At 71.9% G+C, this 20,890-nt stretch carries 17 protein-coding genes and 1 pseudogene; 15 read left to right on the top strand and 3 right to left on the bottom strand.

The window, feature by feature from the left end:
• Nucleotides 1-101 precede the first annotated feature (101 nt).
• From ilvC to ACWFQ8_RS00820, 3 genes are all read left to right on the top strand, one after another.
• A complete protein-coding gene (gene ilvC, locus ACWFQ8_RS00830; RefSeq protein ID WP_453784034.1) occupies nucleotides 102-1,103 on the top strand; it encodes a ketol-acid reductoisomerase in 1,002 nt (333 codons plus the stop codon).
• A 272-nt stretch (nucleotides 1,104-1,375) separates the two neighbouring features.
• Nucleotides 1,376-2,965 carry a phosphoglycerate dehydrogenase gene (gene serA / locus ACWFQ8_RS00825; protein ID WP_453784033.1) on the top strand — a complete coding sequence of 530 codons (1,590 nt, stop codon included), beginning with the start codon at nucleotides 1,376-1,378 and terminating at the stop codon, nucleotides 2,963-2,965.
• A 234-nt stretch (nucleotides 2,966-3,199) separates the two neighbouring features.
• On the top strand, nucleotides 3,200-3,787 hold the full coding sequence (locus ACWFQ8_RS00820; RefSeq protein ID WP_453784032.1) for a TetR/AcrR family transcriptional regulator: 588 nt from the start codon (nucleotides 3,200-3,202) through the stop codon (nucleotides 3,785-3,787).
• A gap of 396 nt (nucleotides 3,788-4,183) precedes the next feature.
• Here the strand turns inward: ACWFQ8_RS00820 and ACWFQ8_RS00815 are convergent, their stop codons facing one another.
• Nucleotides 4,184-5,572 (bottom strand): PucR family transcriptional regulator, encoded by a 1,389-nt coding sequence (locus ACWFQ8_RS00815; protein WP_453784031.1) that lies wholly within the window; start codon nucleotides 5,570-5,572, stop codon nucleotides 4,184-4,186.
• 159 nt (nucleotides 5,573-5,731) lie between these two features.
• Between ACWFQ8_RS00815 and ACWFQ8_RS00810 the strand changes: the two genes are divergently transcribed.
• Nucleotides 5,732-6,658: a proline dehydrogenase family protein gene (locus ACWFQ8_RS00810; protein WP_453784030.1), complete on the top strand. Its 927-nt coding sequence runs from the start codon at nucleotides 5,732-5,734 to the stop codon at nucleotides 6,656-6,658.
• Nucleotides 6,659-6,688: 30 nt separating this feature from the next.
• Nucleotides 6,689-8,329 carry an L-glutamate gamma-semialdehyde dehydrogenase gene (gene pruA / locus ACWFQ8_RS00805; protein WP_453784029.1) on the top strand — a complete coding sequence of 547 codons (1,641 nt, stop codon included), beginning with the start codon at nucleotides 6,689-6,691 and terminating at the stop codon, nucleotides 8,327-8,329.
• 83 nt (nucleotides 8,330-8,412) lie between these two features.
• On the opposite strand, the gene ACWFQ8_RS00800 is transcribed toward pruA, so the two are convergent.
• A complete protein-coding gene (locus ACWFQ8_RS00800; RefSeq protein WP_453784028.1) occupies nucleotides 8,413-9,114 on the bottom strand; it encodes a nitroreductase family protein in 702 nt (233 codons plus the stop codon).
• Nucleotides 9,115-9,190: 76 nt separating this feature from the next.
• On the opposite strand from ACWFQ8_RS00800, the gene ACWFQ8_RS00795 reads away from it, so the two are divergent.
• The 5 genes and pseudogenes from ACWFQ8_RS00795 to ACWFQ8_RS00775 all read left to right on the top strand — a co-directional run.
• A complete protein-coding gene (locus tag ACWFQ8_RS00795) occupies nucleotides 9,191-9,736 on the top strand; it encodes a GNAT family N-acetyltransferase (protein WP_453784027.1) in 546 nt (181 codons plus the stop codon).
• The gene (locus ACWFQ8_RS00790; protein ID WP_453784026.1) at nucleotides 9,737-10,108 is read left to right on the top strand and encodes a hypothetical protein; all 372 of its coding nucleotides are present in this window, start codon (nucleotides 9,737-9,739) and stop codon (nucleotides 10,106-10,108) included.
• Between the two features lie 260 nt (nucleotides 10,109-10,368).
• Nucleotides 10,369-10,497 carry a hypothetical protein gene (locus ACWFQ8_RS00785; RefSeq protein ID WP_384538003.1) on the top strand — a complete coding sequence of 43 codons (129 nt, stop codon included), beginning with the start codon at nucleotides 10,369-10,371 and terminating at the stop codon, nucleotides 10,495-10,497.
• Nucleotides 10,498-10,638: 141 nt separating this feature from the next.
• Nucleotides 10,639-11,679, top strand: coding sequence for a 3-isopropylmalate dehydrogenase (locus ACWFQ8_RS00780; protein ID WP_453784025.1), 1,041 nt, complete (start codon nucleotides 10,639-10,641; stop codon nucleotides 11,677-11,679).
• A 228-nt stretch (nucleotides 11,680-11,907) separates the two neighbouring features.
• Nucleotides 11,908-12,990, top strand: a pseudogene (locus ACWFQ8_RS00775) (branched-chain amino acid aminotransferase); the annotation flags it as partial.
• Nucleotides 12,991-13,001: 11 nt separating this feature from the next.
• Here the strand turns inward: ACWFQ8_RS00775 and ACWFQ8_RS00770 are convergent.
• Entirely contained in the window at nucleotides 13,002-14,432 is a 1,431-nt protein-coding gene (locus tag ACWFQ8_RS00770; protein WP_453784024.1) for a cytosine permease, read from the bottom strand.
• A gap of 167 nt (nucleotides 14,433-14,599) precedes the next feature.
• On the opposite strand from ACWFQ8_RS00770, the gene ureA reads away from it, so the two are divergent.
• The 5 genes from ureA (at nucleotide 14,600) to cimA (ending at nucleotide 20,875) form a co-directional block, all read left to right on the top strand.
• Nucleotides 14,600-15,409 carry an urease subunit gamma gene (gene ureA / locus ACWFQ8_RS00765; RefSeq protein WP_453784023.1) on the top strand — a complete coding sequence of 270 codons (810 nt, stop codon included), beginning with the start codon at nucleotides 14,600-14,602 and terminating at the stop codon, nucleotides 15,407-15,409.
• Nucleotides 15,406-17,139 (top strand): urease subunit alpha, encoded by a 1,734-nt coding sequence (locus tag ACWFQ8_RS00760; RefSeq protein ID WP_453784022.1) that lies wholly within the window; start codon nucleotides 15,406-15,408, stop codon nucleotides 17,137-17,139. The genes ureA and ACWFQ8_RS00760 overlap by 4 nt, the downstream gene beginning before the upstream one ends.
• Before the next feature lie 28 nt (nucleotides 17,140-17,167).
• Nucleotides 17,168-18,223: an agmatine deiminase family protein gene (locus tag ACWFQ8_RS00755; protein WP_453784021.1), complete on the top strand. Its 1,056-nt coding sequence runs from the start codon at nucleotides 17,168-17,170 to the stop codon at nucleotides 18,221-18,223.
• Nucleotides 18,224-18,264: 41 nt separating this feature from the next.
• Nucleotides 18,265-18,882, top strand: coding sequence for a TetR/AcrR family transcriptional regulator (locus ACWFQ8_RS00750; RefSeq protein WP_453784020.1), 618 nt, complete (start codon nucleotides 18,265-18,267; stop codon nucleotides 18,880-18,882).
• 388 nt (nucleotides 18,883-19,270) lie between these two features.
• Nucleotides 19,271-20,875 (top strand): citramalate synthase, encoded by a 1,605-nt coding sequence (cimA, locus tag ACWFQ8_RS00745; protein WP_453784019.1) that lies wholly within the window; start codon nucleotides 19,271-19,273, stop codon nucleotides 20,873-20,875.
• Nucleotides 20,876-20,890 lie beyond the last annotated feature (15 nt).

The raw sequence follows: 20,890 nt of genomic DNA, 5'->3' as shown, positions 1-20,890 counted from the left end.
GTCCGGCAGGTCCGACCGCTCGCATCGCGAGACCGAGAAACTCAGATTCCGTTCCCCGCCGTACGGTGGGTGCAACACCAGCGCACCAAGGAGATATCCCAGTGGCCGAGCTGTTCTACGAGAACGACGCCGACCTGTCCATCATCCAGGGCCGCAAGGTCGCGGTCATCGGTTACGGCAGCCAGGGTCACGCCCACGCGCTGTCGCTCCGTGACTCCGGCGTCGACGTCGTCGTCGGCCTGAAGGAGGGCTCGAAGTCCAAGGCCAAGGCCGAGGAGCAGGGCCTGAAGGTCGTCCCCGTGGCCGAGGCCGCCGCGTGGGCGAACGTCATCATGATCCTGACCCCGGACCCGCTGCAGGCCGAGATCTACGAGGAGTCCATCAAGGACCACCTCCAGGACGGCGACGCGCTCTTCTTCGGCCACGGCTTCAACGTCCGCTACGGCTTCATCAAGCCCCCGGCCAACGTGGACGTCGCCCTGGTCGCCCCGAAGGGCCCGGGCCACCTGGTCCGCCGCCAGTACGAGGAGGGTCGCGGCGTCCCGTGCATCGCGGCCGTCGAGCAGGACCACTCGGGCAGCGCCTTCGCGCTCGCGCTCTCGTACGCGGCCGGTATCGGCGGCACCCGCGCCGGCGTCATCAAGACCACCTTCACGGAGGAGACCGAGACCGACCTGTTCGGTGAGCAGGCCGTCCTCTGCGGTGGCGCCTCCGCCCTGGTCAAGGCCGGTTTCGAGACCCTGACCGAGGCCGGCTACCAGCCGGAGATCGCGTACTTCGAGTGCCTGCACGAGCTCAAGCTCATCGTGGACCTCATGTACGAGGGCGGCCTGGAGAAGATGCGTTGGTCGGTCTCCGAGACCGCCGAGTGGGGCGACTACATCACCGGCCCCCGTGTCATCACCGACGCCACCAAGGCGGAGATGAAGAAGGTCCTGGCGGAGATCCAGAGCGGCGAGTTCGCCAACACCTGGATGGCCGAGTACAAGGCCGGTCTGCCGAAGTACAACGAGTACAAGAAGGCCGACGAGGCGCACCTGCTGGAGACCACCGGCAAGAAGCTGCGCAAGCTGATGAGCTGGGTCGACAGCGACGAGAGCTGATCGGCTCGCGGCGGGGCCGGAACGGTGTGTCCCGGCCCCGCCGCGCATCCGGACCGGCCCGAAAGCGCGGCTGGGCCCGCCCGGCTTGTCCACCTCGGCCAACCACGGACGGGTGATCCTTCCGTACAGGCGGAAATCCGGTCCGTCCGCGCCACTACACTGCTCAACACATACGCGTCAGGCCCACAGTGTCGTGCGTCTTCCACGCGGCTACCCCCTCCACGCCTGCGGCCGTCGGGACGGCCGTCCGCACTGGACTTGTGAGGACCCACGTGAGCTCGAAACCTGTCGTACTCATCGCCGAAGAGCTGTCGCCCGCCACCGTGGAGGCACTCGGCCCGGACTTCGAGATCCGGCACTGCAACGGCGCCGACCGCGCGGAGCTGCTGCCCGCGATCGTCGACGTCGACGCGATCCTCGTCCGCTCCGCGACGAAGGTCGACGCCGAGGCCATCGCCGCCGCCAAGAAGCTGCGGGTCGTCGCCCGTGCGGGTGTCGGCCTGGACAACGTCGACGTGTCCGCCGCCACCAAGGCCGGCGTGATGGTCGTCAACGCGCCGACCTCGAACATCGTGACCGCCGCCGAGCTCGCCTGCGGCCTGCTCGTCGCCACGGCCCGCAACATTCCGCAGGCCAACACCGCCCTGAAGAACGGCGAGTGGAAGCGGAACAAGTACACGGGTGTCGAGCTCAGCGAGAAGACCCTCGGTGTCGTCGGCCTCGGCCGCATCGGCGTCCTGGTCGCGCAGCGCATGTCGGCCTTCGGCATGAAGGTCGTCGCCTACGACCCCTACGTGCAGCCCGCGCGCGCCGCCCAGATGGGCGTCAAGATGCTGACGCTGGACGAGCTCCTGGAGGTCGCCGACTTCATCACCGTGCACCTGCCGAAGACCCCGGAGACCCTCGGTCTCATCGGCGACGAGGCGCTGCGCAAGGTGAAGCCGTCCGTGCGCATCGTCAATGCCGCGCGCGGCGGGATCGTGGACGAGGCCGCCCTGTACTCGGCCATCAAGGAGGGCCGCGTCGCCGGCGCCGGTCTCGACGTGTACGCGAAGGAGCCCTGCACGGACTCCCCGCTGTTCGAGCTCGACCAGGTCGTCTGCACCCCGCACCTCGGCGCGTCCACGGACGAGGCCCAGGAGAAGGCCGGCGTCTCGGTCGCCAAGTCGGTGCGCCTCGCCCTCGCCGGCGAGCTGGTGCCGGACGCGGTCAACGTCCAGGGCGGCGTCATCGCCGAGGACGTCCGTCCGGGCCTGCCGCTCGCCGAGAAGCTCGGCCGCATCTTCACCGCCCTCGCGGGCGAGGTCGCGGTCCGTCTCGACGTCGAGGTCTGCGGCGAGATCACCCAGCACGACGTCAAGGTGCTCGAACTCTCCGCGCTCAAGGGTGTCTTCGAGGACGTCGTCGACGAGACGGTCTCCTACGTGAACGCCCCGCTGTTCGCGCAGGAGCGCGGCGTCGAGGTACGCCTGACCACCAGCTCGGAGTCCCCGGACCACCGCAACGTGGTGACCGTCCGGGGCACCTTGTCGGACGGCCAGGAGGTCTCGGTCTCCGGCACGCTGGCGGGCCCGAAGCACCTGCAGAAGATCGTCGGCGTCGGTGAGTACGACGTCGACCTGGCGCTCGCCGACTACATGGTCGTGCTGCGCTACACCGACCGCCCGGGCGTGGTCGGCGCGGTCGGCCGGGTGCTCGGCGAGGCCGGCCTGAACATCGCGGGCATGCAGGTCGCCCGTGCGGAGGAGCACGGCGAGGCGCTCGCCGTGCTGACGGTCGACGCCGAGGTGCCGGCCGGTGTGCTGGCGGACATCTCCGCCGAGATCGGTGCCGTTTCGGCGCGTACGGTCAGCCTCGGCTGATCCGTGTGAGACAGGCGAAGGGCCCGGGGCAGACCCCGGGCCCTTTCGCGTTCGGCCGTTCGGCGGCGCCGCCGTTGCGCCGTTCGGCCGTACCGACGACTCCGCCGGACGCGCGCCCGCGAGGTCGGGTGCGGCAGCGGGATTTCGTCATGAGCAGCCATGCGCAATCGTATAGAACATTTGTATATGACGGTTGTATGGGACGGTTGTACAGTGCCGCTGTACGGTGTCGGCATGGGACATCGCGAAGACCTGCTCGAAGGCGCCAAGAAGTGCCTCGTGGAGAAGGGGCTCGTGCGCACCACCGCGCGCGACATCGTCAGCGCCTCCGGCACGAACCTGGCGTCCATCGGCTACCACTACGGCTCCAAGGACGCCCTGCTCACCAAGGCGTTCATCGCCCTGACCGAGGAGTGGGGCGCCGGCTTCCACACCGGCCCGGCCGGCGACGGTGGATCGCTGGAGCGCTTCCGCGCCGTCTGGGAGGGCGTGCTCGATCGGCACGAGGAATCCGGTCCGGTCTGGTCGGCCGGCCTGGAGGTCGCGCTCGGCCGCGACCAGCGCCCGGAGCTGCGGGCGCTGCTCGCCGCCTCGCAGGCCGAAGGCCGCAGGGGCCTGATCTCCATGCTCACCGGCACCCCGGAGGAGGAGCTCGACGACCGCGACGTGCGCACGCTGGGCGCCTTCTACGAGGCGCTGCTCAACGGCCTGATGATCCAGTGGCTCTTCGACCCGGAATCGGCGCCCACGGCCGCGGAGTTCACCGAGGGCATGCGACGGGCCGCCGAGGGACTGACGCGCTCCCGCGTCGTGCCCGAGTAGCCGCGGCGGCCCGGCCCCCGGTGGCGCGCCTCGTGGGCAGCCGCCGAGCGAGCGGTTGCCCACGAGGCGCGCCGAAGGCCATGGTGATCTGTCATGGTGCCCAGGCCTCCTGACGCCCCGTCGGTCAGGACCCGCTGCCCCGGGCCGACCCGCCCCAGGTCGCGCAAGCCCATGAGCACGTACGCGGCGAAAACCCTTCGGCCTCGTCGAACACCTCGTCGCCGGGGGCGCAGCCGGGTCCCGTCCTGAACTCCCGTACGTCGGGCGGGCCGTAGCGGTCCTGGGCGACGCCACCGGGCCTCCGTACCGCACGCGCGCGTGCGGAGGTGCGTCGCCCGGCGGACGGCCGGCGCTGCCCGTGAGTCGGGCCGGCGGTTGGACCGATGGGATGCCGGATCAGCCGTGCAGGCGGCTCGCCTTGAGCGCCATGTGGAGGAGCAGGCGGTCCTCGCCCTCGTCCAGATCGAGGCCGGTCAGCTGCTCCACCCGGTTGAGGCGGTAGTACAGGGTCTGGCGGTGCACGCCCAGGGCCGCCGCCGCGCGGCCCGCCTGGCCGGCGCAGTCCAGGAACACCTCGGCGGTACGGGCCAGTTCGCGGTGGGGTGCGGTGAGCAGGGTGCGGGCCGCCGGGTCGTCCACCGGGTCGGCGGACAGGGCCGCCAGCAGCCGGTACGGTCCGATCTCCGACCACCGGGCCACCGGACCGAGTCGGGGCTGCGCGCGGGCGGCCCGGGCCGCGGCGGTCGCGTGCTCCCAGGCCGTGGGCAGCTCCGCCAGGGTCCGGACGGGGTCCGCGACCCCGGCGGTCACCCGGTGGCCCGCGCCGCCCGGGCCCGCGGCGCGGCCGCCCGCCCCGGCCGGGCCCGCCGGTGTGCCCGTGCCCGGGCCGCCCGTGCCCGTGCCCGCGACCGCGCCCGCTCCGCCCGCCGTCCCTGCCGCCCCCGCCGCGCCTGCCGTGCCCGCTCCGCCCGCCGTCCCCGCCGCGCCGGTGTGCGGCAGCAGCCGGCCCACCGCCGACAGGGCCGGAGCCAGTGCGTCCGTAGAGCGCAGCCGCAGCAGGACGGCCAGGGCCGCGTCACCGCCCGCCCGCGGCCCCGGGCCGGCGGCGTCCGCCGGGCGGTCCTCGCCGCGGGCCGGTACGACGCACACCGCCGCCGCGCCCGGTACCGAGGCCGGAGCCTCCCCGGACCAGGGCGCCACGCACACCGCCGCGTGCGGTCCGTCCCCGCCCGGGCCCAAGGCGGCCCGCAGCGCGGCCACCGCCATGTCCTGCTGCCAGCCCCGCCCCGCGGTGAGCACCGCCAGGAACTCCCGGGACAGGTCCGCCCCCGCCTTGGCCTCCTCGGCGAGCAGCACCCCGATCCGCTCGGCCACCGCCATGGCCGCCGCCAGCGCGTCCGGCCCGGGACCGGGCTCCCGGTCGAGGAGCCACACGTAGCCCTGCACGATGCCCCGGTACCGCACGGGCAGGCAGATCCGCCCCCGGAACACCCCCGCGTCGGGCGCCGCCGGGATCCGTACCGGTCCCGTGGCGCGGGCGATGCCGAAGCCCTCGAACCAGGACCGGACGGCCGCCGTCGACTGCCGAGTCAGGATCGACCGGGTCCGGACGGGGTCCATGACGGCGTCGTCGTCGCTGTCGTGGGCGCCGAAGGCGATGAGGCGGAAGTCCCGGTTCTCCAGCGTCGCCGGGGCGCCGAGCAACGCCGAGATCTCGTCCACCAGGTCCTGGTAATCGCCCTTCACCCCGACATTCTCCCACCCCGGAGCAGCCTCCTCATACATATGTATGAGATCCGGACCACGGATGCGTGACAGCTGTCGATGGCAGAGGATCGGAGCGATCCTTAGGTTTCACGGTGGTTTCTCTTGCGTTTTCCTTACGGCCCCGCCGCACCGGCGACGGATCGTATGTCCGCTTCTGCCACCCGTTGGAGGTGCCCCGTGCTGGGTCCCGTGATCCTCGCCGCCTCGCGCAGCGACAAGATGCGCCGAATCGTCTCCGCCGCGCCGGTGACCAAGCCCGTGGTGACCCGGTTCATCCCCGGCGAGACGGTCGAACAGGTCATCCCGATCGTCGAGGAGCTCACGCGCAAGGGCCTGGAGGTCACGCTCGACGTCGTCGGCGAGGACATCACCGCGGCGGAGCAGTCGTACGCCGCCCGTGACGCCTACCTCCGGCTCGTCGAGCACCTGGCGGTCCTGGGCCTCGGCGAGACCGTCGAGATGTCGGTCAAGCTGTCGATGTTCGGGCAGTCCCTGGAGGGCGGCCACGAGCTGGCCCTCGCCAACGTCCGCCCGGTCGTCGAGGCCGCCGCGGCCATCGGCACCACCGTGACGCTGGACGCCGAGGACCACACCACCCTCGACTCGATGTTCGCCATCCACGAGGAGCTGCGGCGGGACTTCCCGCAGACCGGCTGCGTGATCCAGGCCTACCTCTTCCGCACGGAGGCCGACGCCCGCCGGCTGGCCGCCGCCGGCAGCCGGGTGCGCATCGTCAAGGGTGCCTACAAGGAGCCGGCCGAGGTCGCGTACCTCGACAAGGCCGAGATCGACAAGGCCTACGTCCGGATCATGAAGATCCTGATGGAGGGCGAGGGCTACCCGATGATCGGGTCCCACGACCCGCGGCTGATCGCCATCGCCCAGGAGCTCGCCCGGCAGGCCGGGCGCAAGCTGGACGAGTACGAGTTCCAGATGCTGTACGGCATCCGCGGCGAGGAGCACCTGCGGCTCGCCGCCGAGGGCCACCGGATGCGCGTCTACACCGCGTACGGGACGGACTGGTACGGCTACTTCATGCGGCGCCTCGCGGAGAAGCCGGCCAACCTCCTGTTCTTCCTCCGCTCGATGATCACCAAGAACTAGCCAGAACCAGGTCAAGGAGTTACCAGCCCCATGGATGCTGTGACCCAGGTCCCCGCGCCGGTCAACGAGCCGGTCCACTCGTACGCCCCCGGCACCCCGGAGCGCGCGCGCCTCGAAGCGCAGCTCAAGCAGCTGTCCGAGAACCCGATCGACCTCCCGATGACGATCAACGGCGTCAAGCGGATGGGCGGCGGCGAGCGTTTCGACGTGGTCCAGCCGCACGACCACCAGTCCGTGCTCGGCACCTACGCGAACGCCACGCGCGAGGACGCGCAGGAGGCCGTCGACGCCGCCCTCGCCGCCGCCCCGGCCTGGCGCTCGATGTCCTTCGACGACCGCGCCGCGATCATCCTGCGCGCCGCCGAGCTGCTCTCCGGCCCGTGGCGCGAGAAGCTCGCCGCCTCCACCATGCTGGGCCAGTCGAAGACCGCGCAGCAGGCGGAGATCGACACCCCGTGCGAGCTCGTCGACTTCTGGCGCTTCAACGTCCACTTCGCCCGCCAGATCCTGGCCGAGCAGCCGGTCGCGAACAGCGCCGGCGTGTGGAACCGCAGCGACCACCGTCCGCTCGAAGGCTTCGTCTACGCGATCACGCCGTTCAACTTCACGGCCATCGCCGGCAACCTGCCGACCGCCCCCGCCCTCATGGGCAACGTGGTCCTGTGGAAGCCGTCCCCCACGCAGACCCACTCCGCGGTCCTCCTCATGGAGCTCCTGGAAGAGGCCGGCCTGCCCAAGGGCGTCATCAACCTGGTGACGGGCGACGGCATCGCCGTCTCCGAGGTCGCCCTGAACCACCCCGAACTGGCCGGCATCCACTTCACCGGCTCGACCAAGACCTTCCAGTACCTCTGGAAGACGGTCGGCAACAACATCGAGACGTACAAGTCCTACCCGCGCCTGGTCGGCGAGACCGGCGGCAAGGACTTCGTCGTCGCGCACCCGTCCGCGGACCGCGCCGTCCTGAAGACCGCCCTGACCCGCGGCTCCTTCGAGTTCCAGGGCCAGAAGTGCTCGGCCTCCTCGCGCGCCTACGTCCCGGCGTCGATCTGGAACGACGGCTTCAAGGAGGCCTTCGCGGCCGAGGTCGACGGCATCGCCATGGGCGACGTCCGGGACCTGGACAACTTCATCGGCGCCGTCATCGACGAGCGATCCTTCGCCAAGAACAAGGCCGCGATCGACCGCGCGATCGCCGACCCGACCTGCGAGATCGTCGCCGGCGGCACGTACGACGACGCCAAGGGCTACTTCGTCCGCCCGACCGTCATCGTGTGCACCGACCCGGAGAACGAGGTCTTCACGACCGAGTACTTCGGCCCGATCCTCGCCGTGCACGTCTACGACGACGCCTCCACCGACGGCTACGAGGCGATGCTGGCCCAGATGGAGTCCGTCTCGGCGTACGCCCTGACCGGCTCGATCATCGCCGCGGACCGGTACGCGGTGGCGGACGCGATGGAGAAGCTCCGCTTCGCGGCGGGCAACTTCTACATCAACGACAAGTCCACCGGCGCCGTCGTCGGCCAGCAGCCCTTCGGCGGCGGCCGCGCCTCGGGTACGAACGACAAGGCGGGCGCCGCCTCCAACCTGCAGCGCTGGACCTCGACCCGCTCCATCAAGGAGACCCTGGTCGCGCCGACCGAGTACGGCTACCCCCACATGGGCTGACCGCCCCCCGCTGAACCCCGCCCCCGCTCCGGTACCCCCAAGCCCGGAGCGGGGGCGGTCCCAGTTCACGGCCCGCGTGCGGGTCAGACCTCCACCATGACCTGGGCCAGGGACTTGCGGACCAGGTCCGGGACCTCGCAGTCCGCCGCCGGGTATCCGATCGGGACGACGGCGAAGGCCTTCTCGTTCTCCGGGCGGTTCAGGACGTGGCCGAGGAAGCGCATCGGGCTCGGGGTGTGGACCAGGGCGGCCAGCCCCGACAGGTGCAGGGCGGACAGGAGCATGCCGACGGCGATGCCCACCGACTCGTCGACGTAGTAGTGCTTGCGCTTGGTGCCGTCCGGGCCGAGCCAGTAGCGCTGCTGGAAGACCACCAGCAGGGCCGGGGAGTCCGTGAGGTGGGTCTTCACCGCGTCCGTGCCCAGGGGGCGCAGGGCCGCGAGCCATTCGTCGCCGAGGCGGCCGTCGTAGGAGAGCGCCTCCTCCTGCTCCGCGGCGGCGCGGATCTGCTGCCGTACGGCCGGGTCCTTCACCAGGACGAAGGTCCACGGCTGCTGGTGGGCTCCGGAGGGGGCGGTCGCGGCGCACGCGACGGCGTCCCGGACGACCTGCTCGGGCACCGGGTCGGGGGAGAAGTGGCGTACGGTCCGCCGCTCGTCCATCCGCGCCCGCAATGCGGCGGCGCGCGCGAGGGATTGGGCCCCGGGCATCCGCTCGGGCCGGTAGGCCGCGCCGCGGTAGGGCAGCCCGTGGGTGGGGCTCCACTGCTGGGTATCAGGAGACATGGACCGAGTGTCCTGGCGGGTCCCGCGCAGGACCAGGAAGGTGCAGGCCGAATCCTGGCGCAGGGACACTGGTGCCATGACCGATACGCGGACACGCCTCGTGCACACCTCCCGACTGGGCCCCGGAGCGCTGGAGGATGTCCGGGCCCTGCTGGACGCGGCGTTCGAGGGGGACTTCTCCGACGAGGACTTCGAGCACGGGCTCGGCGGGATGCACGCCCTGGTGCGGGAGGGCGGCGAGCTCGTCGCCCACGGGAGCGTGGTGCAGCGGCGGGTCGTGCACGGCGGCCGGGCCCTGCGCCTGGGGTACGTCGAGGCGGTCGCTGTCCGCCGCGACCTGCGGCGGCGGGGGCTCGGGGGCCTCGTCATGGCCGCCCTGGAGGAGGTCATCGCGGGCGCGTACGTGCTCGGCGGGCTGTCGGCCTCCGAGGAGGGAGCCGCCCTGTACGCCGGGCGGGGATGGACGGTGTGGGGCGGCCGGATCGGCGCCCTGGCGCCCGTGGGCCCGGTCCTCCTGCCCGAGGAGGAGGGCTCCACCTACCTGTGGGCGCCGCCCGGCGGGGTCCTGCCCGATCCCGCCGGTCGGCTCGACTTCGACTGGCGCGACGGGGACGTGCTCTAGGTGCGTGACCGGCACACCGTGCCGGTCGGAAGGCGTCGCCGACGAAGCGCCGCAGGAACCGGTTCGGGCCGTGCGTGGCTGTACGAGGTGATGGGCGCGGAGGCGCGCGGCGCGGGCCGGGACACCGTGGACGGGGTGCTGCGGATCGCCGCGTTCCGCAGCGCGGCCCCGCACCTCACGATGGTCGGCCGCGGGCTCGGCAGGGCGATCCGGCCTCAGCTCTCGCTGCGGGAGGCCGGCGAGGCGGTCGAGATCACTGATCTGGGGCCTTACCGGCCGGTGGGAAAGGTGGGCTACGTCACTGTGCCGGAATCAGCTTCAACATTCGCTGTATGCGCTCTGATCAGGGAACTCCGCTCCGAGAAGAGGTGAAAGCGGAGGCTTTGGAGGGTTGTTCCGGGCCGTTCGGCGTCTCAGATAGTAGGAAGTCCGAGTAATTGCGGAGACATACAGCGGGACCTGCCCTAGCTTTGTAGGAGCCGAACGTCTCGCCGATCCGGCGAATGGCGGTCGAGAGCGCGCGCCCCTGGCAGGCAACCCCTGCGGCGCACTGCTCCCCGCCTCTTCCGGCGCCTTGAAGGAACCCCTCGTCCGTGGCCCCGCCACGCCGTGATCTCAAGGAGTCGATCACCATGACCGCAATCACCGCAGGCCGCCGCGTCCGCCACTCCTCCACCGCCGACGCCGACCGCAAGAACGCCGCCGCCGCCCTCCAGCGCGCCCTCGACCGCCGCGACAACGGCGGGTCGACCGGCCACTGAGCGGCCCCTCACCCGCCCGGCGCCTCACTCGCCGGGCCCCCGGCCCCCTCACCCGCCCGGCCCCAGGCGTGTCGCGTCCTGATTGGTCCACATGATGGACGCGATATGTCTGAGGACTGGGACACGGAGTACGGTTTCGCCATGTCGACCAGCATCAATCTCGCAGTGATCCCCGGTGATGGCATCGGCCAGGAAGTCGTGGCTCAGGGACTCAAGGTCCTTACCGCGGTCCTGCCCCAGGATGTGAAGCTGGAGACCAAGGAGTACGACCTCGGCGCCCAGCGCTGGCACCGCACCGGTGAGACGCTCCCGGAGGCCGAGCTCGAAGCCCTCAAGCACCACGACGCGATCCTGCTGGGCGCCATCGGCGACCCGTCGGTCCCGTCCGGCGTGCTGGAGCGAGGCCTCCTGCTGAAGCTCCGCTTCGCCTTCGACCACTACATCAACCTGCGCCCCTCGAAGCTCTTCCCGAACACGGCCACCCCGCTCGCCGGCCGTCCGGAGATCGACTTCGTCGTGGTGCGCGAGGGCACCGAGGGTCCGTACACGGGCAACGGCGGCAGCCTGCGCACGGGGACCCCCGCCGAGGTGGCCACCGAGGTCAGCATCAACACCGCCTACGGCGTCGAGCGCGTCGTCCGCGACGCGTACGAGCGGGCGAACGCCCGTCCGCGCAAGAAGCTGACGCTGGTCCACAAGAACAACGTCCTCGTGTACGCGGGCCACATGTGGAAGAACATCTTCGACAAGGTCGGCCAGGAGTACCCCGAGGTCACCACCGACTACCTGCACGTCGACGCCGCGACGATCTTCTTCGTCACCCAGCCCGAGCGCTTCGACGTCATCGTCACGGACAACCTCTTCGGTGACATCCTCACCGACCTGGCCGCCGCCGTGACCGGCGGGATCGGTCTCGCCGCCTCCGGCAACATCAACCCGACCGGTGCCTTCCCGTCCATGTTCGAGCCCGTGCACGGCTCGGCCCCGGACATCGCGGGCACCGGCAAGGCGGACCCGACCGCGACGATCCTCTCCGTCGCCCTCCTGCTGCGCCACCTCGGTCGCGAAGACCGGGCCGCCCGCATCGAGGACGCGGTCTCCGCCGACCTGGCCGAGCGCGACGGCACCTTCCGTTCCACCGACGAGATCGGCGACGCACTCGCCGCTCGCGTAGCCGGCTGACCCGGCAGCTCCACATCGGACAGAGCCGCCGGGTCACACAACCACCCGGCGGCTTTTCCTGCGCGGCCCCGGGTGCCACCATCTCCCCTGGGCCGCAATCCCCCGTTTCTCCGAAGCAGTCGCGCGCGCGATAATCGAACGCGAGGCCGCGGAATGCGGGGAAGCTCGGACGTCCTAGTACGCCGTGAGCGCGGTCCGCCATACACAACCGGTGAAGGACACGCACTCATGACGACGCCCACGATCGAGCTCAAGCCCTCCTCGCACCCGCTGTCCGACGCGGAGCGCGAGGCGATCCTGGTCAGCCCCGGCTTCGGCCGCCACTTCACCGATCACATGGTGACGATCAAGTGGACCGAGGGACGCGGCTGGCACGACGCCGAGCTGGTTCCGTACGCGCCGCTGTCGATCGACCCGGCGAACATGACCCTCCACTACGCGCAGACGATCTTCGAAGGGGCCAAGGCCTTCCGTCAGCCCGACGGCACCGTCGCCACCTTCCGTCCGCTGGCCAACGCCGAGCGCTTCCAGGCCTCCGCCCGCCGCATGGCGATGCCCGAGCTGCCGACCGACCTGTTCATCGCGGCCTGCGACGCCCTCATCACGCAGGACCGCGCCTGGGTGCCGGACTCCGGCGAGGCCTCCCTGTACCTGCGGCCGTTCATGTTCGCCTCCGAGGTCGGCCTCGGCGTCCGTCCGGCCAACGAGTTCCTCTTCATCGTCATCGCCTCGCCCGCCGGCGCGTACTTCCCCGGCGGCGTCAAGCCCGTCTCCGTCTGGCTCTCCGAGGACTACGTCCGCGCCGCCAAGGGCGGCACCGGCGAGGCCAAGACCGGCGGCAACTACGCGGCCTCGCTCGTGGCCCAGGCCCAGGCCGCCTCGCACGGCTGCGACCAGGTGGTCTGGCTCGACGCCGTGGAGCACCGCTGGGTCGAGGAGATGGGCGGGATGAACCTGTACTTCGTGTACGGCGACCGCATCGTCACCCCGGAGCTCACCGGCTCGCTGCTCCCGGGCATCACCCGCAACTCCCTCCTCACCCTCGCCCGCGACCTCGGCTACACCGCCGAGGAGGGCCGCATCAGCACCGAGGACTGGCAGCGCGACGCCGCGAACGGCAGCCTCACCGAGGTGTTCGCCTGCGGTACCGCGGCCGCGATCACCCCGGTCGGCCGGGTCAAGTCCGAGCGCGCCGACTGGACGCAGGGCGACGGCGAGCCCGGTGAGGTCACCATGCGCCTGCGCAGGGCCCTGATGGACATCCAGACCGGCCGGACCGCCGACACCCACGGCTGGATGCACCGCGTGGGCGGACCCGGTCCTCAGGTCCGGGCCGGCTCCTCGGCTCGGTGCGCGGGGTGCGCGGGGACGGGAGCGGCGGCGCGGGCGGTGAGGGCGGCGTAGGCCAGGCCGCCCGCGAGGGCGGACAGGACGAAGGAGCAGTCCGCGCCGCCGGTCAGGGCGAGCAGCGGGCCCTCGTAGAAGGGCGTGGACACGCCCAGCAGGCCGACGCCTGCGCCCAGGACCCAGGACGCGGTGGCGGCCGGGTTCCAACCGTTCCGGTACCAGTAGACCCCGCCCACCGACCGGCGGTTGAAGACCTGGAGGGCGTCGGCGTCGTACCGGCCCCGGCAGCGGGCGTACCCGATGAGGGTGATCACGGCCCAGGGGGTGCCGAGGGCGGTCAGCAGCAGGACGAAGGAGGTCATCGCGGCCTGCGCGCTCCAGGCGAAGGAGCCGAGGAAGACGAAGCCGGTGGCGACGGCGGCGGCGATCAGCGTGGCCGCGGTGCGGGTGGTCCTGGGCACGATCGCGTCCAGGTCCAGGCCCATGGAGTAGAGCATCAGCCCGGCGTTGCCGACCGAGCCGCCCGCGGCCGCCGCGAGCAGCGGGACGAGGTACCAGTACGGCGCGGCCTCGACGAGCGGTCCCGCGTAGTCCGCGCCGGCCCGGGCGGCGAGCGCGGTGTACGTGCCGAACAGCTGCGGGACCAGCAGGCCGAGGAACAGGCCGATACAGGTGGCCCCGAGCACCGTGCGGGAGCCGTACCGGCGCGGGGAGACGTACCGGGTGTAGTCGCCGAGCAGGGTGATGAAGGCGACGGGCCCGCTGAGCCCGGCGGCGACGGTCGCGAGCAGCCAGGTCGGCCAGAAGGAGCCGAGGAGGTACGGGGTCCCGGGCGGGGCGGCGGTCGTGAACTCGCCCGCGTACGCGAAGACGCCGACGGCGAGCAGCACCACCATGGCGACGGCCAGCACCTTGCTCAGGCGCAGCAGCAGCCGGTAGCCGAACACGGCCCCGACGACGGTGAAGGCGGCCAGGACCCCGTACATCGCGGCCCGGGAGGCGCCGGTGTCCGGGAGTCCGGTCAGGCGGGAGAGGACGCCGACCATCACGTCGCCGCCGATCCAGAGGGTCAGCGCGGTGTAGCCGAGGGACAGCAGCAGGCCGACCACGGAGCCGACGAGCCGCCCTCGGACGCCGAACTGGGCGCCGCTGGAGGTGGAGAGGTTGGTCCCGGTCCGCAGGGACACCAGGGCCAGCGGCGCGGTGAAGGCGATACCGACGAGGGTGCCGGTCACGATGGCGGTGACCGAGGGCCACAGGCCCAGTCCGAAGGACGGGGGCAGCCAGCCGAACACGATCACGCCGAGGCAGAGGTTGGAGCCGAGCAGGATCGATACCAGGTCCCGGGGACCGCTCGTCCGCTCCTCTTCCGGGATGGTGTCGACTCCGCGCTGTTCTACGGGCATGGGGGACTCCCTCGGCAGGGCGGCGTGGGCCACGCGCTGGTGCGGTGAAAGATTTGAGCGACACTCAATGTGACGCACGCCGAGCTGTCCGGTCAATGGTTCCCTCGCAGGATATGAAGAGTTAGAGTGATGCTCTAACCCATCGACTCAAGAGGTGGTGGATCGGCGTGCGGCTGACCCCAACGGAGCGCGACCGGTTGCTGCTGCGCAGCGCCGCCGAACTGGCCCGGGCCCGGCGGGCCCGGGGCCTGAGGCTCAACGTCCCGGAGGCCACCGCGCTCGTCGCGGACACGGTCTGCGAGGCGGCGCGCGACGGCAAGCGGCTGGCCGAGGCCATCGAGGAGGCCCGGAGCGTCCTCGGCCCCGACGACGTCCTGCCGGGCGTCGCGGACGTGGTCACCGAGGTGCACGTCGAGGCCGTCTTCGACGACGGCTCCCGGCTCGCCGTGGTCTCCTCCCCGATCCGGGGCGCCGTCCCGCTCGGCGACGACGCCCCCGGCGCGGTCGTGCCCGGCCCCGGCGTCCCCCAGCCGGAGCCGGTCCTGCACCTCCGGGTGCGCAACACGGCCCCCGTCCCGGTCAGCGTCACCTCCCACTTCCACTTCTTCGAGGCCAACCCGCGCCTCGACTTCGACCGGGCCGCGGCCTACGGGATGAGGCTGTGCGTACCGGCCGGCTCGTCCGTACGGTTCGACCCGCACGGCGAGGGCGAGGTCGGCCTGGTCCCGATCGGCGGCGGCCGCGTCGCCATCGGCTTCGCCGGCCTCGTCGACGGCCCGCTGGACGCCCCCGGCGCCAAGGCGCAGGCCCTGGCGCGAGCGGCGGCCTGCGGGTACCTGGGAGCGGACGCGCACCGGGGGCCCGACGCCGGCCGACCGGGCACCGGCGGCAAGGGCGCCACCGGGCCCGGCGCGGCACCGGGCCGCGGGACCTCGGCCCCCGGCACGACCGAGCCCGCGGACGGAGACCAGACGTGAGCAAGAAGACCCCGCACAGCGACCACTGCGCGCCGGGCAGCCGGCACATCGACCCGCACGAGTACGCCTCCGTCTTCGGCCCCCGCGCCGGCGACCGGGTGCGGCTCGGCGACTGCGGGCTCACCGTCCGGGTGGAGTCCGACGCGCAGAAGCCCGGGGACGAGTTCCTCGCCGGCTTCGGCAAGACCGCCCGCGACGGCCTGCACCTGAAGGCCGCCGCCGTCCGCGACACCTGCGACGTCGTCATCAGCAACGTGCTCGTCATCGACGCCGTTCTCGGCATCCGGAAGGTCTCGATCGGCATCCGCGAGGGCCGTGTCCACGCGATCGGCCGGGCCGGGAACCCCGACACCCTCGACGGTGTCGACGTCGTCGTCGGCACGGGGACCTCGATCGTCTCCGGCGAGGGGATGATCGCCACCGCGGGCGCCGTGGACACCCACGTCCACCTGCTGTCCCCGCGCATCATGGAGGCCTCGCTCGCCGCCGGCGTCACCACGATCATCGGGCAGGAGTTCGGCCCCGTCTGGGGCGTCGGCGTCAACTCCCCGTGGGCTCTGAAGCACGCCTTCAACGCCTTCGACGCCTGGCCCGTCAACATCGGCTTCCTCGCCCGCGGGTCCTCCTCGGACGCGGCCCCCCTCGTCGAGGCGCTGGCCGAGGGCGGCGCCAGCGGATTCAAGGTCCACGAGGACATGGGCGCGCACACCCGCGCCCTGGACACCGCCCTGCGGGTGGCCGAGGAGCACGACGTACAGGTCGCCCTGCACAGCGACGGCCTCAACGAGTGCCTCTCCGTCGAGGACACCCTCCGCGTCCTGGACGGCCGCACCATCCACGCCTTCCACATCGAGGGCTGCGGCGGCGGGCACGTCCCCAACGTGCTCAAGATGGCGGGCGTGCCGAACGTGATCGGCTCCTCCACCAACCCCACCCTGCCCTTCGGCCGGGACGCGGTCGCCGAGCACTACGGCATGATCGTCTCCGTCCACGACCTCAAGCCGGACCTCCCGGGCGACGCCGCCATGGCACGCGACCGGATCCGCGCGGGCACCATGGGCGCCGAGGACGTACTGCACGACCTGGGCGCGATCGGCATCACCTCCTCCGACGCCCAGGGCATGGGCCGGGCGGGCGAGACCATCCGCCGGACCTTCGCCATGGCCGCCAAGATGAAGGGCGAGCTCGGACCGCTGGCCGGCGACGGCGAGGGCGACGACAACGCCCGTGTGCTGCGCTACATGGCGAAGCTGACCATCAACCCGGCCATCGCCCACGGCCTGGCCCACGAGATCGGCTCCATCGAGGTCGGCAAGCTCGCCGACATCGTGCTGTGGCGCCCGCAGTTCTTCGGCGCCAAGCCGCAGCTGGTCCTCAAGTCCGGCTTTCCGGCCTACGGGGTCACCGGTGACCCGAACGCGGCCACCGACACCTGCGAACCGCTGGTCCTCGGTCCGCAGTTCGGCGCGTACGGCGCCACCGCCGCGGACATCTCCGTCGCCTTCGTCTCGGCCGCCGCGGCCGCCCTCGGCAGTGACGGGATGCCGACCCGCCGCCGGCGCGTCGCCGTCCGCGGCACCCGCGGCATCGGGCCCGGGGACCTGCTCCTCAACTCCCGGGTCGGCGCGGTCGATGTGGACGCGCGCAGCGGCCTCGTCTCGCTCGACGGGGAGCCGCTGCGCTCCGAAGCCGCCGACTCGGTCCCCCTGAACCGCCTTTACTTCTTGTAAGTCAGCACCGCCCGTAAGGACCCCTGCCATGACCGAACAGCCCGAGAACCCCGCCAAGCCGGCCGACGCCGGATTCCGGATGCCCGCGGAGTGGACCCCCCACGAGCGCACCTGGATGGCGTGGCCCGGTCCCAATCCGACCTTCACCAACGCACAGGAGCTCGCCGAGGCCCGCGAGGCCTGGGGCGCGGTGGCCCGCGCGGTGCGCGCGTACGAGCCCGTCACGCTCGTGGTCTCGCCCGGGGACGCGGAGAGCGCCCGCGCGATCGTCGGCGACGAGGTGCAGCTGGTCGAGCGCGAGCTCGACGACGCCTGGATGCGCGACATCGGCCCGACCTTCGTCAGCAACGACGCCGGCGAGCTGGCCGCCGTGGACTGGACCTTCAACGGCTGGGGTGCCCAGGAGTGGGCCCGCTGGGACCACGACGCGAAGATCGCCCGGCACGTCGCCGACGTGGCCGGCACCCGTACCTTCAGCACCCCTCTCGTGAACGAGGGCGGCGCCGTGCACGTCGACGGCGAGGGCACCGTGCTCCTGACCGACACCGTGCAGCTGGGCGAGGGCCGCAACCCCGGCTGGACCCGGTCGCAGGTGGAGGCCGAGATCCACGCCCACCTCGGCACGACGAAGGCGATCTGGCTCCCGTACGGCCTGGCGGGCGACTACGGCACCTACGGCACCCAGGGCCACGTCGACATCGTCGCCGCCTTCGCCCGCCCCGGCGTCGTCGTGGTCCACACCCAGCCCGACCCGGCCCACCCGGACCACGAGCGCTGCAAGACCATCGCCGCCATCCTGCGCGCGTCCACCGACGCCCGCGGGCGGCAGCTGGAGGTCGTGGAGGTCCCCGCGCCGACCGTGCTGGTGGAGGACGGGGAGTGGGTGGACTACTCGTACATCAACCACTACCTGTGCAACGGCGGCGTGGTGCTGTGCGCCTTCGACGACCCGCGCGACGAGGAAGCGGCCGAGATCTTCAGGGGCCTGTTCCCCGAGCGGACCGTGACCCTCGTCGACGCACGTACGATTTTCGCCGGGGGTGGCGGTATCCACTGCATCACCCAGCAGCAGCCGAAGGTCTGACCCGCACGGGGGACCGGCGACCGGACGACGAGGAGTGGCCCATGGCGGCGGGTGGAGTACCGGTACGTGCGGCGCGCAAGAACGCGCCCCCGCGCGAGGACGTACTCGTCGCCGCCATGGCCACGATCGCCGAACGCGGCCTTGAGGGCCTGACCATGGCCGGGCTGGGCCGCGAGGTCGGCATGAGCAGCGGCCACCTCCTCTACTACTTCCGCAGCAAGGACGAGCTCCTGCTGCAGACCCTGGAGTGGAGCGAGGCGGAACTTGGCGCCGAACGGCGGGCGCTGCTGTCCCGGCGCGGCCCGGTGGCCGAGCGCCTGCGGGAGTACGTCGACCTGTACGTGCCCACGCGCCCCCGCGATCCGCACTGGACGCTGTGGCTGGAGGTCTGGAACCGCTCGCAGAACGCCGGACCGGAGGAACGCGACCGGCAGGCGGCCATCGAGGGCGCCTGGCACCGCGACCTGGTGGCGCTGCTCGCCGAGGGCGTCTCGCGGGGCGAGTTCCGCGCGGTGGACCCCGACCGCGTCGCGACGCGCATCCGGGCCCTGCTGGACGGATTCAGCATCCAGCTCGCGGTGGGCCTGCCGACCCTGGACCGGTCCTCCATCCTGGCCCACGTCACGGAGTTCCTCACGGACACCCTGACCCCCCACTGACGCCCGCCCCGGGCGGACGGCGACGGCGACAAAACGGCGGCAACGGCGGCAACGGCGGCAACGACAACGACGACGGGCCCGGGCCGGATGCCCGCTGCCCGCATCGTGAGATCCGTGTCCGCGCGCCGCGGGGTGTATGGCAGACTGCCGGCGTGCTTGCTCAGCCCATGATTATCGGCAGCAGCGCGCCGGTCCGCACTGACCGCTGAACCGTGGAAGAACTTCGCGGCGGCGGCCATCGTGCCCCAGACCCGCGCGCCGACCTCTCGCACCCGCGAGGGGTTTTTTCGTTTCCCGGCCCAACCGGCCGGGGCCGGGCAGCGCGCGATGATGGGGGCAGTGGATCCCGGGTACCCGGAGCCACTCATCCGACAGGAGTCAGATCAGCATGACGACGACATCGGTCCTCGACGACAGCTTCCATGTCTTCGACACCACGCTGCGCGACGGGGCGCAGCGCGAAGGCATCAACCTGACCGTCGCCGACAAGCTGACGATCGCGCGGCACCTGGACGACTTCGGAGTGGGTTTCATCGAGGGCGGCTGGCCCGGCGCCAACCCCCGTGACACCGAGTTCTTCGCCCGCGCCCGTGCCGAGATCGACTTCAAGCACGCCCAGCTGGTCGCCTTCGGCGCGACCCGGCGGGCCGGCGGCTCGGCCGCCACGGACCCCCAGGTCCGGGCCCTGCTGGAGTCCGGCGCACCGGTCATCACGCTCGTCGCCAAGTCCCACGACCGCCATGTCGAACTCGCGCTGCGCACCACCCTCGACGAGAACCTGGAGATGGTCCGCGACACCGTTTCCCACCTGGTCGCCCAGGGCCGCCGGGTCTTCGTCGACTGCGAGCACTTCTTCGACGGCTATCGCGCCGACCCCGCGTACGCGAAGTCCGTCGTGCGCACCGCGCACGAGGCCGGCGCCGACGTCGTCATCCTCTGCGACACGAACGGCGGGATGCTGCCCGCCCAAGTGACGGCTACCGTCGCGACCGTCCTCGCCGACACCGGCGCCCGCCTGGGCATCCACGCCCAGGACGACACCGGCTGCGCCGTCGCCAACACCCTGGCCGCCGTCGACGCGGGGGCCACCCACGTCCAGTGCACCGCCAACGGCTACGGCGAGCGCGTCGGCAACGCCAACCTCTTCCCCGTCGTGGCCGCCCTGGAGATCAAGTACGGCCGCCAGGTGCTCCCCGAGGGCGCGCTCGCCGAGATGACCCGCATCTCGCACGCCATCGCCGAGGTCGTCAACCTGACCCCCTCCACGCACCAGCCGTACGTGGGAGTCTCCGCGTTCGCGCACAAGGCCGGTCTGCACGCCTCGGCCATCAAGGTCGATCCCGACCTGTACCAGCACATCGACCCCGCGCGGGTCGGCAACACCATGCGGATGCTCGTGTCCGACATGGCGGGCCGCGCCTCGATCGAGCTCAAGGGCAAGGAGCTCGGCGTCGACCTCGGCGGGGACCGCGCGCTGATCTCCCGGGTCGTGGAGCGGGTCAAGGAGCGGGAGCTCCAGGGCTACACGTACGAGGCGGCCGACGCCTCCTTCGAGCTGCTGCTGCGCGCCGAGGCGGAGGGCCGGGCCCGCAAGTACTTCCGCATCGAGTCCTGGCGGGCCATCGTCGAGGACCGCCCGGACGGCACCCACGCCAACGAGGCCACGGTCAAGCTGTGGGCCAAGGGGGAGCGGATCGTGGCGACGGCGGAGGGCAACGGGCCGGTCAACGCCCTGGACCGGGCCCTGCGGGTGGCGCTGGAGCGCTTCTACCCGCAGCTGGCCAAGTTCGAGCTGGTCGACTACAAGGTCCGCATCCTGGAGGGGAAGCACGGCACGGAGTCCACGACCCGGGTGCTGATCGCCACGACGGACGGCGTCCGCGAGTGGTCCACGGTCGGCGTCGCCGAGAACGTGATCGCCGCGTCCTGGCAGGCCCTGGAGGACGCGTTCACGTACGGCCTCCTCCACGCGGGCGTGGAACCGGCCGAGTAGCCGAGAGCAGCACCG

It is taken from the genome of Streptomyces sp. NPDC055254 (assembly GCF_053606025.1).
Note: the sequence above shows the minus strand (reverse complement) of the source record. Positions and strands in the feature narration are given on the sequence as shown.

Excerpts from the sequence above, each read along its gene's own strand:
- ACWFQ8_RS00780 (WP_453784025.1), top strand. The coding sequence starts at position 10,639 with ATGTCGACCAGCATCAATCTCGCAGTGATCCCCGGTGATGGCATCGGC.
- ACWFQ8_RS00795 (WP_453784027.1), top strand. The coding sequence starts at position 9,191 with ATGACCGATACGCGGACACGCCTCGTGCACACCTCCCGACTGGGCCCC.
- ACWFQ8_RS00785 (WP_384538003.1), top strand. The coding sequence starts at position 10,369 with ATGACCGCAATCACCGCAGGCCGCCGCGTCCGCCACTCCTCCACCGCC.
- ACWFQ8_RS00815 (WP_453784031.1), bottom strand. The coding sequence starts at position 5,572 with ATGTATGAGGAGGCTGCTCCGGGGTGGGAGAATGTCGGGGTGAAGGGC.
- ACWFQ8_RS00800 (WP_453784028.1), bottom strand. The coding sequence starts at position 9,114 with ATGTCTCCTGATACCCAGCAGTGGAGCCCCACCCACGGGCTGCCCTAC.
- ACWFQ8_RS00750 (WP_453784020.1), top strand. The coding sequence starts at position 18,265 with ATGGCGGCGGGTGGAGTACCGGTACGTGCGGCGCGCAAGAACGCGCCC.
- ACWFQ8_RS00755 (WP_453784021.1), top strand. The coding sequence starts at position 17,168 with ATGACCGAACAGCCCGAGAACCCCGCCAAGCCGGCCGACGCCGGATTC.
- pruA (WP_453784029.1), top strand. The coding sequence starts at position 6,689 with ATGGATGCTGTGACCCAGGTCCCCGCGCCGGTCAACGAGCCGGTCCAC.
- cimA (WP_453784019.1), top strand. The coding sequence starts at position 19,271 with ATGACGACGACATCGGTCCTCGACGACAGCTTCCATGTCTTCGACACC.
- ACWFQ8_RS00820 (WP_453784032.1), top strand. The coding sequence starts at position 3,200 with ATGGGACATCGCGAAGACCTGCTCGAAGGCGCCAAGAAGTGCCTCGTG.
- ACWFQ8_RS00770 (WP_453784024.1), bottom strand. The coding sequence starts at position 14,432 with ATGCCCGTAGAACAGCGCGGAGTCGACACCATCCCGGAAGAGGAGCGG.